Below are 16,930 nucleotides of genomic sequence, written 5' to 3'. Positions count from 1 at the left end.
ATCGGTGCATGCACAGGGCCCGGTCACCCCGTGTCCGGGGTGACCGGGCCTGTGGGCGCCGCCGACGGGTCTAGGGCAGCCGGTGGTCCTCGTTCAGCACCGTCCCGCGCTCGGGCCGGTACAGGTCGAAGCCCCGTGTGTCGCACTGGAGGCCGCCGACGATGCAGTGGTCGACCAGGGCTTTCTGGGTGCGCTCCTCCCACGCGTTGAAGAAGTCGTAGTGGAAGGAGTAGCCGCGGCCGCTGGCCAGGCGGACCTGGCTCATGTCGCCGTTGACCGGCCACGCCATCTTGAACTCGATCATGGGCAGGGCGACCGGGTGGGAGGCCGGGCACATGTTGTCGTTGGTGCCGGGCTTGACCACCGGATACGCCATGTGGCTCTTGTGGTCGGGGGTGTCGAGGTACAGGCCGTTCCAGCAGCTCGGCGCCTGCATGCGCAGGTTGAGCTGGACGTCGGGCCGGCTCGGACAGCTCGCCGGGATGTCGGTGTTGAAGAAGCTGTCACCGCACTCCCAGCCCTCGACGAAGCCCTTGTGCGCGCGGAACTCCTGGGCGGTCTGCATCGGGTTGCCGACGACGAACCGCAGGCCCTTGGGGAAGGGCCGCACACTGCGGTAGTCGGTCACGCCCGCCTTGTAGTAGATGACCTGCGGGCCCACGGGCAGGATCTTCTGGTCGCCCTTGTACAGCGAGGGCATCCAGTAGGCGGAGGCGTCCGCGGGCGCCTTGCAGGTGGTGGCCCCTCCGTAGAGCGAGCCCGTGGTGCTCGCGGCGTCGGTGGACCTGTTGCCCATGAACGTGTGGTCGTGGGACTTGCCGAACTGGCCCGGGTAGACGATCGGGTCGTCCGGCGCGGTGTGGGTGACGGAGCAGCCGGCCTGGAACTCGTGGTGGTAGGCCGGGGGCGGGGTGGCGGTGGACGGGACGACACCGGCGACCTGGGGTACGGCCGGGATGTAGCCGTCCCCGTCGGGGTCGTCGCCGGAGGCCTGGGTGGAGGCGGCCATCTGGTGACCTGTGTGGTGGGCGGCCGCGGCGGCGACGGAGGACGTGCCGCCGTCCGCGCCGGTGGCCGAGGCGATCGTGCCGGCGCCCAGCACGCCGGCGACGAGGGCGGAGCCGAGGAGGAGCCCGGTGAGCCGTTTGGACGTCAGTCTCATGAAGATCTCCTGCCGGATGGTGGAGGTGGGGGTGGTGCTGCCCGCGGGTGGCGGGAGCGGCTCGCTCCCGCCACCCGCGGTCCGGCCGCTCGTGCGACCGGGGTCGAGGCCGCGGCGGCCCCACGGCCGCGGTCGGCGGACCGGCCGCGGTCGTGCCGCCTCGGGTGGGACGGTCAGCTGTAGATGCCGAACTCGTGGAGCGAGTAGCCCCAGCCGGTCCCGCGTGCGGTCAGGTTCAGGCGCACGTGGCGGGCTGTCGCTGACACGTCGATGGTGTCGACGTCACCGTTGCCGGCCGTCGTGGTGTGGACGGTGCGCCAGGTGGTGCCGTCGTCGGAGACCTGGACCTCGTAGGACTTGGCGTAGGCGGGGTCCCAGACCAGTTGCAGCTTGCGGATCGGGGCGGGGGCACCGAGGTCGACCCTGATCCACTGCGGGTCGCTCCAGTCGCTGGCCCAGCGGGTACCGGTGTTGCCGTCGGTGGCGTTGGCGGCCGGGCACGGGCAGTCGCCGTAGGAGGCCTGGGCGGAGGAGGCGGTGGTGGGCTTGTTCAGGGCGATGTTGGTGCCGGTGACGGGCGGGGCGACGACCTTGACCGACTTGGTCTCGATGCCGGCGTTGCCGCGGCCGTCCTCGGCCTGGATGTAGACCTTCCAGACGCCGAGCTTCTCCGGCGCGGTTACGGCGAAGGTGCCGTTGCCGGTGGCGCGCCACTTCGCCTCGATCAGCCGCTTGTCGCCGTTGGCGTAGTTGCCGCTGAGGAAGATCTTGTGGGTCAGGGGGTCGTTCTCGGGATCGCGGATGTCGGCACGGACGGTGAACTCGCCGCCTGCCGGGGCCTGTGACGCCGGGGAGACCGTCATCCCGCTGATCACGGGCGGGGTGTTGTCGCCCGCGGTCGAACCGGCGTAGGCCCTCTTCACCGCGTAGTACGACAGCCGCTTGAGGCCGTCGGGCAGCAGGTTGAACCAGACGCCGCCGAAGTCGTGCTCGATCCCGTAGTGGAACATCGTGGCGCCCAGGGCCACGCCCCGGTGCCCGGTGATGCACTCCCAGGCCTTGGTGTAGCCCTCGGCCTTCTGGACGTCGGTCGGCTCGTCGGGGACGCCGTTGGCGTCGTCGGGCACCTCCCACTCACCGGCGTTGCCCGTCTCGGTGATGATGTACGGCTTGTTGTAGCCGCCGTCGATCCAGTCCTGACGCACTCCGCAGATGTCGCCGTAGGCGTTCATGGAGTAGAGGTCGAGGTTGGGTGCGTTGCGCTTGTAGTAGGGCCAGGCTCCGGTCCACGCGTCGGTGGAGGTCACGGGGTGGTCGGGGTCGATCGAGTGGATCCTCTTGGCGACGTCGTTGACGAAGGACGTGTAGGCGTTGCGCTGGGCCTCGAGCTCGGTGCCGCTGTAGCAGTTCTGCAGACCGAGGACCGACTCGTTGCCGACGTTCCACATCAGCGTGGCCGGGTGGGACTTGTAGGCGTCGACCCACTTGGCGAACTCGGTGAGCATGGTGTTCTTGTACGCCGTGTCGGTGACGTAGTTCACGCACCCGCCGGAGCCGGGGCCGCCGCCGGGCTGCAGCCAGAAGCCGTTGACCACCTTGATGCCCTGGGCGGCGGCGGTGTCGAGCAGCGGCTTGGTGCCTCCGTCCGTGCCCCAGGTGCGGATGGTGTTGACGCCCATGGACTTCAGGTCCGGCATGTACTTCGGGGCGTCGGCGATGGACGGGCCCCAGGTGAGGCCCTTCACGGTGTACGGCTGCCCGCCGACGGTGAGCTGCCAGTTCCCATGGGAGCCCGTCACGCGTACGGCACCCTGGGGCGGGTTCGTGCCGCCGTTCTCGCCGTACACCTGGAACTCCCACAGGGAGTAGCCGTAGCCGCCGGAGCGGGCGAGGCCATTCATGCGCACGTACCGGCCGGAGCCGGAGATCGCGAGCTCGTCGGTGCCGCCGTCGCCGCCGGTGACGGTCCTAGCGGTGCGCCAGTCGGTCCCGTTGTCCGAGAGCTGGATCTCGTAGTTCTTGCCGTAGGCGCCCTCCCAGGTCAGGACGACACGGCTCAGGTCCCGGCTCGCGCCGAGGTCGACCTGGAACCACTGGGCGTCGCTCCACTGGCTGGCCCACCGGGTGCCGGTGAGGTTGCCGTCGACGGCTGCCGCGGCGGAGAAGGCGGCGCCTTCGGAGGAGGACGCGGTGGCCGTCCTGCCCTGGGAGAGCAGGGACTCCGCGGCGCTCGCGGAGGGCGCGGTGGCGAGGGTGAGGGAGGAGGCGAGGAGGGATCCGAGGGTGAGAGCGGCCGCCGCGCCGCGGGTGCGGCGGGCCGGCGTGGTCGTGGAGGGGGGTCGGGACATTGCGGCTCCTGATGTGAAGGGCGGTGACGTCCGGCCGGTTCCGGGAGGGGGCTCGCCCGTCGGTACGGCGCTCTCCGGGCGACGGACCGGGGCATGCCCCGGTCCGTCGCCCGACGCGTCCGTGCGGTGGACGTCCTGGCCGGTCGGGAGGGTGCCCCGGGCCGGGGAGCGGGGTCTGTCGCCCCGGCCCGGGGAGTCGCGGTCGGCTCCGTCGTGTCACCGGAGTCCGGCGCGATGGTGACGGGTCGTCAGGGGAAGGAGACGAGGGTGGAGGGCACGGTCGAGGTTCCGGCGGGGATCGTGGAGGCCCCGGTGCTGTTGATGACGTGGTTGTAGTGGCCCATCCCGCCGAGGGAGACCACCAGGAGGCTGTGGAACTTCACCCCCGGCTTCACGGGCGCCTTGAAGCCGTGGTCCTGGACGATGGTCGGGTCCACGTTGTAGTTGCAGTAGCTGCCGAGGCCCCACGCCTCGTGGGTGTTCACGGAGTCGTCGACCCGGTAGGCGGCGTACCCCTTCGTGGAGCCGTTCTGGATCGCGGCCTGGTTGGGGGCGTCGTACGCCTTCTCGTTCTGGTAGAAGATCGTGCGTCCGCGCTCGCCGTACCACTCGACGTCGTACTTGTTGAAGTGCTCGACGAACAGGCCGGTGGCGAGCACGTCGTCGCCGTTGACACGGACTCCGTAGTCGGCGCGGTTGGTCTCCCAGCCCCAGCCCTCGCCGTGGTCGGCGCGCCAGACCCAGGTGTGGTCGATGATCGTGTCGTCGCTGTTGACGACCATGCTGGTGGTGGCCTTGCCGACGTGGGCCCCGCCGATGCGGATGTACACGTCCTGCACGGTGGTGGGGTTGGCGGCGTGGTCCGCGCCGGCCCCCTGCGGACCGATCTCCAGCAGCGTCGGCGAGTTGACCGGTCCGGCGTCGATCAGGAAGCCGGCCAGCCGGACGCCGTCGACATCGGCGACCTTCATCGCGGTGACGCCGTTGTCCGGGATGATCGTGGCGAGGCCGAGACCGAGCACGATGGTGTTGGCGCGGTTCACCTCGATGGTCCGGTCGACGTGGTAGACGCCCGGGGTGAACAGCAGGTGCAGGCCCTGGGCCAGCGCCTGGTTGATGGTGGCGGCGGTGGCGCCCGGCTTGACCACGTAGAACTGGCTGAGCGGGATCGACTCCCCCTGCGGTGCGCCGCCGGCCCACGTGGTGCCACGGGCATTGGTCCGCTTGGCGGGCGCGAACACCTTGTACTCGTTGCCGTCCAGGTAGAGGTAGGGCTTCTCCCGGGAGATCGGGGTGGTGTCGAGCGTGGTGTAGCGGGGCTCGGGGAACGCGTTGGCGGGTGCGCCCTGGACGCCCGAGAACGTCTGGTTCCAGACGCTGTTGGACCAGCCGCCGATGGAGCTGTCGCGGGTGTACCACTGCTGCTGCGAGTAGTTGCCGACCTGGCCGTCGATCCTGGAGTCGGCGATGTAGCCGCCGCTGGCCCAGCCGTAGCCGTTCGGGGCGAGGTTGAGGCCGCCCTCGACGTGCATGCGGCGGAAGGAGGACGCCTGCGAGACCGCCCACCGGTTGGTGCCGCTGACCGGGTTGAGGGTCAGGCCCTCGGCGCCGCGCCAGAAGTTCTGGGTCGCGTTGCCGTTGAACCACCCGGCGTCGACGGTCACGTCGCCGTTGATGGTGGTGTCACCGGGCCGCAGCCCGAGACCGGCTATCTGGGTGTAGAAGCCGATCTGCGCGTTGAGGTTGTTGTACGTGCCCGGCTTGAAGAGGAAGGCGTGCCGGCCGGAGCCGAACTGGGCCGACTCCTGCTGCTGGAACACCTGGTCCAGCTTGGCCTGGATGCCGGGTGTGGACGGGTCGAAGACGTGCACGTTGGGACCGAGGTCGCCGCCGCCGGGAAGAGTCGGCCCGCCACCGCCGTCGGTGGAGCCGTACACCTGGAACTCCCAGAGCGAGAAGCCGTATCCGGTCGCCCGGGTGAGGCCGTTCATACGGATGTAGCGCCCGGTCCCGGACAGGGAGACCTCGTCGGTGCCTCCGTCGCCCGCGCCGACGGAGGTGACGGTGCGCCAGTCGGTGCCGTTCTCCGAGGACTGGATCTGGTAGCTCTTTCCGTAGGCCCCCTCCCAGGTCAGGACGGCATGGCTGAGCGTGGCGCTCTTGCCGAGGTCGACCTGGAGCCACTGGGCGTCCTGCCACGAGCTGGCCCAGCGGGTGCCGGTGAGGTTGCCGTCGAACGCAGCGCTCGCGGCGAAGGCGGGGCCCTCGGTGGAGGAGGCGGTGGCGGTCCTTCCCTGGGAGAGCAGGGTGGGGGCGGCCTGCGCCGTCGTTGCGGGGACCAGCGCGAGCAGGCTCCCCGCCAGGGCGGTGGCGAGCGCCCCGGCGATGCCTCTGCGGGCCGGACGAGAACGGCGTCCGCGGGGTGGTGGTGCGAGGGGGATGCTAACGGGCATGAAGGGCTCCTTGGGTGACCCGGGGTGGGAGAGCGACGGGAGAGCGCTCTCCAGACCTTGAACCCTCCGCGCAGGGCGGTCAATATCCCGGACCGACTTTTCTCATGGCTTCCATTAAGTAAGTGAACGAACAAGGGGCGGACGGGCCTGCGGCGGGCAACGGGCGCGCAGGGTCGCGCCGTTGGACGCGGGGCGGCCGTGACGTGCACGGGGCGGGGTGGCCGTTTCTCGCGGCGGGCGGCCGTCGGGGCGGGGTGGCCCTGCTGCTCGTGCGGGGCGGGGTGGCCGTGTCGTCCGCGGCGGGCAGGGGCGAGCAGTGTTCCGCGGCGCAGGCGGGGCGGAGCCCGTGCGCGCGCCCCAGGCCGGGCAACCTCGGGGGTGGAACGGCACGTTAGGGTTCGCGTCATGAGCAGAACGGGTCCGACGCTGGAGGATGTGGCGCGGCAGGCCGGAGTGTCGCGGGCGACGGTGTCCCGGGTCGTCAACGGCATCCGCAATGTGGACCCCGACATCCAGGAGCTCGTACGCCACGCGATCGAGCAGACCGGGTACCGGCCCAACCGCGCCGCCAGGTCGCTCGTCACCCAGCGGACGGAGGCGGTCGCGCTGATCATCTCCGGCGCGGGTGACACCTTCGCCTCACGCGTCTTCGCCGACCCGTTCTTCGGACGGGTGGTGAGCGGTGTCTTCGGATACCTGCGCTCCCACGCGATGCATCCGGTGCTCATCGTCGCCGAGTCCGACGCCGCACGGGAGCAGGTCGTCGACTACCTGAGCCAGGGCAGCGCCGACGGAGCGCTGGTGGTGTCGATCCAGGTCTGCGACCCCTTGCCGCAGATGCTGGTCGCCGCACGGATACCCGTGGTGCTCTTCGCCCGCCCCGGACATATGGACGACGTCAGCCACGTCGACCTCGCACATGCCGAAGGAGCCCGGCTGGCCGCCGAGCACCTCCTGGCCCGGGGTTGCCGGCGCATCGCGACGATCTCCGCGCCCCAATCGATCCCCGCGGCCCGCGACCGCCTCGACGGCTTCCGCGCGGCGCTGGCCTCCGCCGGGGTGGCGGATGTCCCCTCCACCGAGGGGAACTTCACCGTCGACAGCGGCGCCGCGGCCATGGCGGAGCTGCTCGACGGCCATCCGGACGTGGACGGCGTCTTCGCCGCGAACGACCTGATGGCCCAGGGCGCCTGCCAGGTGCTGCGCGAGCGGGGCAGGCGGATCCCCGACGACGTAGCCGTCGTCGGCTTCGACGACTCGAGCGTGGCGACGACGTGCCGCCCGCCGCTGACCACGGTGCGCCAACCGGTGGAGAAGATGGCCGGCGCGATGGCCCGGCTCCTGTCAGAGCACATCCAGGGCACGCGCACCCGGCCCACGTCGGTGATCTTCGACGCCGAACTGGTCGTGCGCGAGTCGGCCTGAGCGGCCCGGGGCGGCACGTACGCAGTCGGCTCGCGGCGGGGGCCGACCACCTCGCGCGCCGACGTACGGGCCGGCATCGCCGGGACCGGGTCCCGTGCCGCGCGGGCCTCCGCACCAGCGTCGGGCCCTTCACGCCGCATCCACGCAGCCTTCGGCAACAAGTACAAGCTGTACCTGCAGGCGCTGGGACCGTACACGCACCGCCAGGACCCCGGCCTGCTGGCGGACCTCGCCCGACGCTCCCGGCTGTGCGCAAACACTTGCTCCGCTTCGACCGAAAGGGCTACTTCAGCGGAAGGCGGGCGCGGCTGCGCTATCACGAACTCGCCGCCGAACCCGGCCCGCGAGGCCCGGATGCGGCCCGCCGGGTCTCACCAAGCTGGCGCCATCTCCTCACCGGCAGCGTGCCGGTGGGCTGGCAGGCACCGACGTGGGTGAACCCCGCGGCCGAGCGGTGTGCCGCGCGCGGTCGCCATGGTCGGCCGCCTCGTCACGCGGCACCTCGACGACGGAAGCAACCATCACGTGGACAGGGCGACCATCGCGAGCAGGCTCCCGCCGCCGCGGTGCCAGCCAGGCAGGCAGCTGATGCCTTCCGGTCTGCCGCCGGGTCGCCCGGCAAGTAAGGGTGACCAGCACGTCTGCCACCGCCACCGCGACTGGCACGGTCGGCCCGGCCTACCCCCGAAAGCCGCCAACGCCCCCGGCCTTCGTCAATCCGAACTGGTCCGGACTGGTCCGCCGCCCAACGGGCAGGAGCAGAACACTCAGCGGGACCGAAAGAGGCGACACATGACCCTGGAGCACCCGGCCGACCGCGGCGGCAGCAGGCGCGGGCCCTTCGAGCGGCTCGCCGAGCACGCGTCCAACTTCACCAGCAGCCCGGCATTCTTCGGGGTCTGCATGCTCCTGGTCGGCACCGTCATCGGCGTGCACATCGCGAAGGCGCCACTCACATGGATGCTGCTCGCCGGCGAGTCCATGACCGCGGTGACCCTCCTACTGCTGGCGCTGCTGAAGAACAGCGAACGCCGGGCCGAGCATGCCGTGCAGCGCAAGCTCGACGCCATCGCAGCCGCTCTGCTCGAAACCCAGCACGATGCCCCCGGCCCGGCCCAGCGCGCCCTGCGCACGGCCATCGGCATCGAAGAGCAGACCTGAGCGAAACCGTGCCAACAGCCACGCCCGCCAGAAGGCGCGCCGTCGTGACGGCCACCCCACCCGCGGCGCCCGAGGCCAAGCCGCAGCGCGCCAGCACCACGACGAAGTGCGCTTGGCCCTGGTGAGGGGCCGCACACCATGTGGTCGCCGCGCACGGATGCTCGCTTCTTCTCGAGTGCGGGCCTCCCGGCCGCCGTAGCAGCAGCGACGGCTGCGCCGCGGTCGGTGCCTAGGAGTAGTAGCGCTCTCCCCGGCCGGATACGCCGCACGCGCCGTCGTCGTGACACTCCCCCGGTCGGCGCCGCAGACGTGAGATCTGAACGTCGGCTGGATCGAAGCCACGCGGTCGCGTGCCCGGCCGGGCATCGTCGCAGTGCCGCCGGGTACGCGCCTGGTGGACGACCCGAGGAGGAACCGTGTCCGCACCGATCAGCCAGAGCAAGGGATTCACCCGCAGCCCTCAGGACCGGCGCGAGGTCGCGTCGGCCCGGCGCGCCGCCGATGCGCGCCGGTGGGAGCGGGTACGCGGGTTGCGAGGATGCCGGTGACGGGCCGGCGGGAGGGCGGACGCCAGGGCGGGCTCTCGCGATGGGAACGGGCCTGGGAACGCTGGCAGAACAGTCTGCTGCGCAAAGTCCGCCGCCGCGGGCACGTCGAACTGCTCGAGGCTCTGCACCGCGAGTGCGATGACAACGCCGTGGTGTGCAGCGAGAACAGGGTTGTCGTCCCCAATGCCTATGAAGTGGAACTGGACGCCCAAGTGCACGAGGAACTGACCCGCCGTGGACGGGGCGGTGTCGGTGAGGCGCTCGCGGAGGACCTCGTCCGCCACGGGGAGCACAACGGCTACGAGTGGGCAGGTCCGCTCACCGTCCGCGTCACCGCCGTCGCGCATCCCCGCGCCGACCCGTACCGCGTGAGCAGCAGCCCGATGCCCCATGTGCGGGCTGACGCCTTTCCGGCCCACGGGATCGCACCTACCGACCCACCACCGTCTCCCTAGCAGCACGCTGCAGCGGGCAACCGCAAGGCGTAGGCGGATCCCCGGGGCGGCAACTCTCCGCCTGTACAGACCCAAGAGGCCAGGCGTGGCCGAACAGTGGATTCTCGGCCTCGATCCGCCCGCCTCCGACGCAGCCCCCGGGACCGGTTGGGAGCGTCTTGTCCGTGTCCGAGCGCCAGACTCGCTCCGGCCACCCGAGGCGGCCCATGCCGCACGGGCAGGAACGACGCCGGCGACGAAGAGGTAGTCGTCTGGGCCCGTCGGTGTCGGTGTGCCGAAGGCCCGCCCGGCAAGACGTTGCATGATGCCGCCACCTCCGCGGGTGGCGAGAAATGCGTCATGCTGAGTGGCGGTTGCTCCGCTACAGGCGCCAGCACCCCGGATGCGGAGCTGCACCAAGGAGCCGGGGCGGGTGGATCAGCGGAAGGCCGGCAGGTTGCGCGCGACCCATGCGTCGAACGGTGCGGCCGGCCGGTGCAAGACCTCTTCCACATCAGGGCTGGGCGCCTGCTCGGCCGGCAACGGGACGCCGAGGACGTCGAGCGTGCCGTCGATGACTTGTTCCGGCATGAACTGAGCCATGCGGGCATGGGCCTCCGCGCGCGACAGTTCCTGGAAGGCAACCCTTTCGCCGAGGCCCCGGGAGATCGCTGCGGTCTGCTGGCGTGGGCTGATGGCCTCGGGACCGGTCAGGACGTACGTACGGCCCGAGTGTCGCTCCTCGATCAGGGCTGCCGTGGCGACCGCCGCGATGTCGGCCGGGTCGATGACGGGCAGGGCCACGTCGCCGAACGGGGCGAAGACGGTGCGCTGCGCGCGGATCGACTCGGCCCACCCGAGGGAGTTAGAGGCGAAGCCGCCCGGGCGCAGGATCGTGAAGTCCGCGCCGGACGTGCGCACGCTGCCTTCGAAGGCGCGCAGTCGTTCGTGGGAGAGCGCGTGAGGGCGGGTGGAGTTGAGCTGGGACGAGAGCAGGACGATCCGCTTGACCCCGGCCTCGACGGCGGCGCCGACAAGGGCGCTGGGGCTTTCGCCGCGGCCGTTGAGCTCCCCGCCCAGCAGGAGGAAGAGGCCGTCGGCGCGTTGGAGTACGGGCTGCATGCTCGCACTGTCCCCGACGTCGGCCCGGACGGGCCTGACCTGGGAGGGAAGCCCTTCGACCTCGGCCCGCCGGGAGACGGCCACGACGTCCTCGCCGGCCTCGGCCAACAGGGACACCAGGGTCCGTCCGATGTTGCCGGTTGCGCCTGTCACCACGATCACGAAGACTCCCGAGCTAGTTAGTTAGCTGACTGACTAAGTGGGTCGGTGAACTGTAGCCAGACGAACCGGGTTCTGTCGAACGCGAGTTGCGCCCCGTCCTCGCGGAGCCGCAGCCACGCCCTGATGCAGCAAAGACGGCTGGCTATAGTCAGTCGGGTGGCCAACTCAGTAAATCGGCGGGGATCGGCGTCGCAGAAGCGCGCACGCCTCATGGCGGCAGCGGCCCGTGTCCTGCATGAGCAAGGGGTTGAACGCACCACCCTCGCCGACATCGCGCAGGCGGCCGACGTCCCCGTCGGCAACGTGTACTACTACTTCAAGACCAAGGACGAGCTGATCCAGGCGGCGCTGTCCGAGCACAGCGCACACCTGGACCAACTCACCGCCCGTCTGGAGCAGATGACCGACCCGCGCGCCCGCCTGAAGGCCCTTATCGAGACCTGGATCGAGCAGCGTGACCTGGCCGCGCGCCGCGGCTGCCCCACTGGCACCTTGGCCGTCGAACTCGACAAGCGCACCGAGGGAGATCTCGACGCGGAAGCCGGCGCACTCATCCGCCGGCTGCTGGACTGGGCCTCGGGCCAGTTCCGTGAACTCGGGCTGCCCGACCCGGACGACCTCGCCCTCACCCTTGTCGCCGGCTACCAAGGCATGTCGCTTATGGCCAACGCACTGCGCGACCCCGGCATCATGAGCCGTGAAGGAGACCGTCTGCTGCGCTGGGTCGACACCCTCCAGCTGCCCGACCGGAACCCGTCCCCCAGGACCCGCTGACCGGGCGATCCCGTCAACAGCTCGCCCCCGGGATCCGGGCCGCAGCAGTGTTCCGCGCAGCAATCGGCCACGGGTGAGCGAGGGTGATCACATGACAGACCGTGTCACTCGCGGCGGCGAGAAATGTCAGGCGAGCATGCCGGTGCGGAGCTGCGCGAGCGCGCGGGACAGCAGGCGGGACACATGCATCTGGGAAACGCCGAGTTCTGCACCGATCTGGGCCTGGGTCATCTCCTGGCCGAACCGCATGGCGATGATGCGGCGGTCCCGCTCACCGAGCCCCCCGAGAAGCGGAGCCAGCGCGTGCAGATCCTCCGCCCTCTCCAGCGCCGGATCTACCGCCCCCAGAACGTCCTCATAAGGGCGTGCGACGCCCGCCGGGCCCTCTCCGTCGCCGGGCACCTCCAGTGAACCGGCCGTGTACCCGTTGGAAGCGATCAAGCCCTCGATGATCTCGTCCTCGCCCAACTGGAGGTGGTCCGCCAGTTCCCCCACGGTCGGTTCACGGTCCAGGCGGGCAGCAAGGAGTTCCTTCGCCTGAGCCAGCGCGATACGCAGTTCCTGCAAGCGGCGGGGTACGTGGACAGCCCAGCTGGTGTCGCGGAAGAAGCGCTTGATCTCGCCGACGATGTAGGGGATGGCGAAGGTGCTGAACTCGACCTCACGGGACAGGTCGAACCGGTCGATCGCCTTGATCAGACCAATGGTGCCGACCTGGATGACGTCCTCCATGTCACCGGCCTCACGGCCGCGGAAGCGGCGGGCGGCGAACTGCACCAAAGAGAGGTTCATCTCGATGAGCGTGTTGCGTGCGTACTGATGCGCGCGCGTGCCCTCCTCCAGCACCTGCAGCCGGTCGAAGAACACCTTCGACAGCGCTCGGGCGTCCCTGGGAGCGACCTTCCCCGCATCCTCGACCCAGGGCAGCTCGGCAACATCCGGGACCCGCTCTTCCGGGCCCGCCTGCGCGTCGGTCGCCATGATGTCCGTCCGCTGCACAGAAATCGCTGCCATGTCCAAGCCCTCTCCGGTGATGCGTTCTTACCGGACCGGCATCTTCCCAAGTGCAGCTCGCCTACACCTCCCGCAGTGCCCCAGCAGGCCGACGTTCACGAGCCCGGGCCGGCTCCCCCGCTGCCGCTCAGCACCCCAAGCATCCCGCAGCGCGCAACCAGCCTCGCCAACCTTCAGCCCCAGCACCGCAGGCTCCTCACCATCGCCTCGCCGGCGAGCTCTTCCCCGACACGGTTCGACCGCTACCTCAACAGCCCCGGTGCGCACCAGGCTGCGTGAGGGTCCGCACGGCAGGCCTGCGAGCACGGCCCGGACCGATCGCGTGCACGCCAGGCGAGTGACGCCGCCCACCTCGCAGGGGTATGAGCGCCGAGCGGTACCCGTGCGCGCGTGCGCTGCATCCGACCCGGGCGGCGTCCCCGGGCAACGCCGCCCTCGGGGCGCTCATAGGCTGTGGGATATCCGCTGCGCCGGATCGGGCAAATCCGGACCGCACCGGAACAGGGCCGGGAGCGAAGTGTTGTATGGGGGCGGGTGCGTGCGCGAATCGTCGGAGTCTTTCCTTGTCGCCGCTGCTCGGGCGGGAGACCTGCGCCGTGTGCAGCAGCTTCTGGAGGAGGACGAGGGCTACGACGAGCTGACCGCCGCGTTCGCTGTGGCTGTTCAGGGGTTCCACGGGCACCTCGCCGATCTGCTGCTCAGGGCTGGTGCCGATGCCCGCCGATGCGCGCCGCAGGAGCTGGTGTCCCTGCGCGAGGCGGTCGACTCAGGTTCTCCCGCGCTGGTTGGGGTCGTCTTGGGTTCCGGCCTTCGGGACAGGTACCCAGCGTTCGAGCTGATGGAGGCGCGGGATCTCGCGGGCACGTGGCACGAGGCGGGGACGGAGGCCGAACTGCGGCGCCGTACCAACGCCCAGGCCGATCCTGTCCGTTCTCGGGTCCAGGACGCCGAGTACTACACCGTCGACGAGTTCACGCTCGGTGGACTCACCGTGCGTGACGGGCACGGGGCGATCCTCACAGACATGGAGGAGCTGCTCGGCATCCGTGCCTCGTGCGAGGAGCTTCTCACACGCGCATTAGAGCGCGACTGCGACCACGCGGCGTGGGGGCTGGCCGCCATCGTCATGTCCCACCGGCGTGACAGAGAGACCTGGCAGGCCGCCGAGGCCCTGCGCACCGGCGCGGACGCTGCCGACTGCTCGGTGCCGAGGTGATGCGGCTGATCAAGCTCTTCGCCGACGACCGCGAGGAAGAGTTCTGCGTCCTCGCCGTCGACGCCCTCACCAACTGGTCGGCCTCGGAGACGAACAACGAGGTGCTCGCGACAGTCCTCCTTGGACTCGGTTCGTACGCCGGACCGCGTGCCGAAGCGGCGCTTCTGGGGCCTGCCGACCACCACGACGCCGATGTCCGGCGTGCCGTGGCCGCCGGCCTCGGCACGAGCCGGGACACCCCATGCCTGTCCACCGAAGCTCGGGAGGCGCTCCTGACCCTGAGGGGCGACCCCGATCCAGACGTGCGGATCGACGCCTGCCGGCGTGCCGGCGAGGAAGGACAGGGCGATTCCGCGCTGTCCGACGCCATGGCGGCACTCCTCGGGCACCCGGAACGCCGGGTTCAGCTGGCTGCCGTATGCGGTCTCGCCCTCCACGACGACGAACTGTGCGTGGAAGCGGCAGACCGTCTGGGCCCTCCGCGGCCCGGCTTCCGCAGCGAGGAACTCGGCTGCCCTTGAGGCTGCGTGGCGTTGTCAATGGCGCCGTGACGGGCTCTGACGATAGTCGGCTTGGATATCGGACGCTCCGGAGCCAGGATACGGCGGCAGCGCGGAAGGGTGCCGGGGCTCGGTAGAACGCCGGGCGGATCCGCGCGACGGTCGCGTTCCTCGGGTGCTCACGGCACGCTCGGGGCGTCGGCACAGACCGCTCCGACGCGCGGCGCGGCATCCGGTCGGCTCGGCTCGCCAAGCGCATGATGGGGAGATCGCCGGGTCGTCCGGCTGTACGCGTGGCAAGGGCGGGCTGATGCCAGTGGCGGAGGGCACAGAGGGCGTGCTGGCCGAGATGCTTGCCGCGTCCCACCGTCTCCCCCCGCGGTGCATCCCTGCTCTGGTGCAGGAGGCCGGGGTGCGCCTCGGGCTCGCCTCGGCGCGGGTGTACGTGGCCGATCTCCAGCAGCGTCAGCTGATCGACCTGCCCGCTTCCCCACCGGAACAACGCGATGCCGGGGAAGAGGACGGGGAGGCGGAAGCACTGCCGGTCGACAACTCGCTCGCGGGGCACGCCTATCGCACGCAGACGGTTCGCGTCGCGCGGCCTGGCGAAGCGGACGCGCTGTCCACCGGCTGGGTCCCCGTCGTGGACGGCATCGGCCGCCTGGGGGTGCTGCGGGTCCGGGCTCCGGAACTCGACGCGTCCCTGCTTGAACAGTGTCAGGCTCTAGCCGATCTGGTGGCCATGGTGCTGACCACCAAGCAGCCCTACAGTGACGACCTCGCCCGTACCATGCGCACCCGGCCGATGAGCCTGCAGGCCGAACTCCTGTGGGCCTTTCTGCCGCCGCGCACCATCGGCACGGACTCCGTGACCTCCAGCGCTGTCCTGGAGCCGGCCTATGAGGCGGGGGGCGATGCGTACGACCACAGCCTGGCCGGCACGACACTGCACCTAACCCTGCTCGACGCCATGGGGCACGACCTCGCCTCCGGAGGCTGCAGCGCCGTGGCGCTGGCCGCCTGCCGCTCCACACGGCGCGCCGGTGGCGGACTCGACGACATCGCGCGGGAGATCGACAGCACGCTGGAGCAGTGGATCCCCGACCGCTTGCTGACCTGCGTCATCGCGAACCTGGACACCGCCACCGGCCGCCTGGACTGGGTCAATTGCGGTCACCCGCCGCCGCTGCTGATCCGTGACCGGCACATCGTGGCAGGAGCACTGGACGGTGTCCCTCACCTGCCGCTCGGGCTGACCGGCTGGGGGGTGCCCCCTCCGCCCGTCCAAACGGTGCATCTGGAGCCCGGCGACCGCGTACTCCTGATCACCGACGGCGTCACCGAGGCACGCTCGGCCTCCGGAGAGCTGTTCGGCGAACAACGCCTGGCCGACATCGTCGTGCGCGCCATGGTGGACGGCTTCGCCGCCCCCGAAGCCCTCCGCCGCCTGATCAAGGAGATCGTCGTCCACCAGGACCAACGGCTCCACGACGACGCCACCATCGTGCTCGTCGAGTGGCATCCCCGGCCCGGGCGGTCGGTGTGCGGGGCCGTCCCGGCCGGCACGTCGACGAGGGCCCGCAACCCCGACTCCACCGGGCATCCTGTGAAACTGGACGGTCCGTGATCACGGTCAGCGAGCCGTAGACGGGCCGTCCGTCGGCCGGGGAGTGCGGCACCGGTGCCGGGGTAGGGCGACCGGCATGGAGATACTCTGGCTTACCGCGCATCCCGAACCCGCCTCCCTCACCGGCCATCTGAGCAGGGAGGGTGCCCGTGCGGCCCGCGCACTCGGGCACATTGTCACCGAGTCGGATCTCTACGCCATGGGCTGGGATCCCGTCGTCACCGCAGCCGACTACCCGGACCACACCGGCCGCCTGATCGTCGCCGACGCCTCGCATGAGGCCCTGGCTTCGGGGCGCATCGCTCCGGAGGTGCGCGCGGAGCAGGAGAAGCTGCTCCGCGCCGATGCGCTGGTGGTCCAGTTCCCGCTCTGGTGGTACGGCCCGCCGGCGATCCTCAAGGGCTGGTTCGACCGCGTCCTGGTCAAGGGCCTCGGCTACGGCACGGGCGAGCGCTACGGTGCCGGGGCGCTCGCCGGGAAGCGGGCGCTGACCGTGGTCACCGCCGGGGCGCGGGGCACCTCCATGGCGCCGCGCGGCATCCACGGCTCGCTGTCGCAGATCCTCTGGCCGCTGCTGCACGGCACCTATTTCTACACGGGCATGTCGGCTCTGGAGCCCTTGCTGATCCCCTCCGCCGACCGCGCCGACGAGCACCAAGCCGCCGAGGCCGCACAACGGCTGGCGTCCCGCCTCGCGACGCTCTTCACCGAGGACCCGCTGCCCTATCGGACCGAGACGGGCGGTGACTACGACGACGACCTGGTCCTGCGTCCACACGTCGCTCCGGGAGAGGTCGGCCTGGAGGCCCACGAAGCAGCCTCCCGCGGGTGACGAAGCACGGGCTGAGGCAACGGGTGCGCGCACACGGGGCGGCGCGCAGGACGCTCCGTCCCTGCCTGCCTCGGGCCGCGAAGCCGCGGAGTTCACCGGTGCTGGCGGGCCGGGGCGGCGGCGTGACGTTCCTCGGCGCTCGCCGCCGCCAG

Annotated in this window: 13 protein-coding genes; 8 read left to right on the top strand and 5 right to left on the bottom strand. The window is 70.7% G+C overall.

Going from position 1 to position 16,930, the window contains the following annotated elements; all coding sequences use genetic code 11:
- Positions 1-70: 70 nt before the first annotated feature.
- From JE024_RS35295 to JE024_RS35285, 3 genes are all read right to left on the bottom strand, one after another.
- Positions 71-1,162, bottom strand: a complete 1,092-nt coding sequence (locus JE024_RS35295; protein ID WP_205377929.1) for a DUF1996 domain-containing protein — start codon at positions 1,160-1,162, stop codon at positions 71-73.
- 173 nt (positions 1,163-1,335) lie between these two features.
- The gene (locus tag JE024_RS35290) at positions 1,336-3,510 is read right to left on the bottom strand and encodes a discoidin domain-containing protein (RefSeq protein WP_205377928.1); all 2,175 of its coding nucleotides are present in this window, start codon (positions 3,508-3,510) and stop codon (positions 1,336-1,338) included.
- A 248-nt stretch (positions 3,511-3,758) separates the two neighbouring features.
- Positions 3,759-5,963: a discoidin domain-containing protein gene (locus tag JE024_RS35285; protein ID WP_205377927.1), complete on the bottom strand. Its 2,205-nt coding sequence runs from the start codon at positions 5,961-5,963 to the stop codon at positions 3,759-3,761.
- 405 nt (positions 5,964-6,368) lie between these two features.
- Between JE024_RS35285 and JE024_RS35280 the strand changes: the two genes are divergently transcribed.
- The 3 genes from JE024_RS35280 (at position 6,369) to JE024_RS35270 (ending at position 9,552) form a co-directional block, all read left to right on the top strand.
- Positions 6,369-7,388, top strand: coding sequence for a LacI family DNA-binding transcriptional regulator (locus tag JE024_RS35280; RefSeq protein WP_205377926.1), 1,020 nt, complete (start codon positions 6,369-6,371; stop codon positions 7,386-7,388).
- 792 nt (positions 7,389-8,180) lie between these two features.
- Entirely contained in the window at positions 8,181-8,549 is a 369-nt protein-coding gene (locus tag JE024_RS35275; protein WP_205377925.1) for a low affinity iron permease family protein, read from the top strand.
- Between the two features lie 544 nt (positions 8,550-9,093).
- Entirely contained in the window at positions 9,094-9,552 is a 459-nt protein-coding gene (locus tag JE024_RS35270; RefSeq protein ID WP_244883412.1) for an FhaA domain-containing protein, read from the top strand.
- Between the two features lie 417 nt (positions 9,553-9,969).
- Here the strand turns inward: JE024_RS35270 and JE024_RS35265 are convergent, their stop codons facing one another.
- A complete protein-coding gene (locus JE024_RS35265; RefSeq protein WP_205377923.1) occupies positions 9,970-10,815 on the bottom strand; it encodes an SDR family oxidoreductase in 846 nt (281 codons plus the stop codon).
- Between the two features lie 210 nt (positions 10,816-11,025).
- Here JE024_RS35265 and JE024_RS35260 point away from each other — a divergent pair, with 210 nt between their 5' ends.
- On the top strand, positions 11,026-11,589 hold the full coding sequence (locus JE024_RS35260) for a TetR/AcrR family transcriptional regulator (RefSeq protein WP_205378535.1): 564 nt from the start codon (positions 11,026-11,028) through the stop codon (positions 11,587-11,589).
- A gap of 126 nt (positions 11,590-11,715) precedes the next feature.
- Here JE024_RS35260 and JE024_RS35255 read toward each other — a convergent pair whose 3' ends face one another.
- A complete protein-coding gene (locus JE024_RS35255; protein ID WP_244883635.1) occupies positions 11,716-12,570 on the bottom strand; it encodes a SigB/SigF/SigG family RNA polymerase sigma factor in 855 nt (284 codons plus the stop codon).
- Between the two features lie 631 nt (positions 12,571-13,201).
- Here JE024_RS35255 and JE024_RS35250 point away from each other — a divergent pair.
- The 4 genes from JE024_RS35250 to JE024_RS35235 all read left to right on the top strand — a co-directional run bounded on the left by JE024_RS35250 (position 13,202) and on the right by JE024_RS35235 (position 16,778).
- Positions 13,202-13,819 (top strand): hypothetical protein, encoded by a 618-nt coding sequence (locus tag JE024_RS35250; protein WP_205377921.1) that lies wholly within the window; start codon positions 13,202-13,204, stop codon positions 13,817-13,819.
- Positions 13,819-14,340, top strand: a complete 522-nt coding sequence (locus tag JE024_RS35245; protein WP_205377920.1) for a HEAT repeat domain-containing protein — start codon at positions 13,819-13,821, stop codon at positions 14,338-14,340. The genes JE024_RS35250 and JE024_RS35245 overlap by 1 nt, the downstream gene beginning before the upstream one ends.
- 391 nt (positions 14,341-14,731) lie before the next feature.
- Entirely contained in the window at positions 14,732-15,946 is a 1,215-nt protein-coding gene (locus JE024_RS35240) for a PP2C family protein-serine/threonine phosphatase (protein ID WP_244883410.1), read from the top strand.
- Positions 15,947-16,022: 76 nt separating this feature from the next.
- On the top strand, positions 16,023-16,778 hold the full coding sequence (locus JE024_RS35235) for an NAD(P)H-dependent oxidoreductase (RefSeq protein WP_205377918.1): 756 nt from the start codon (positions 16,023-16,025) through the stop codon (positions 16,776-16,778).
- Positions 16,779-16,930: the final 152 nt, after the last annotated feature.

The organism is Streptomyces zhihengii (assembly GCF_016919245.1).
Lineage (GTDB): Bacteria > Actinomycetota > Actinomycetes > Streptomycetales > Streptomycetaceae > Streptomyces > Streptomyces zhihengii.
The sequence above is the reverse complement of the archived record's forward strand: the minus strand, read 5'-3'. Positions and strand labels throughout refer to the sequence as shown.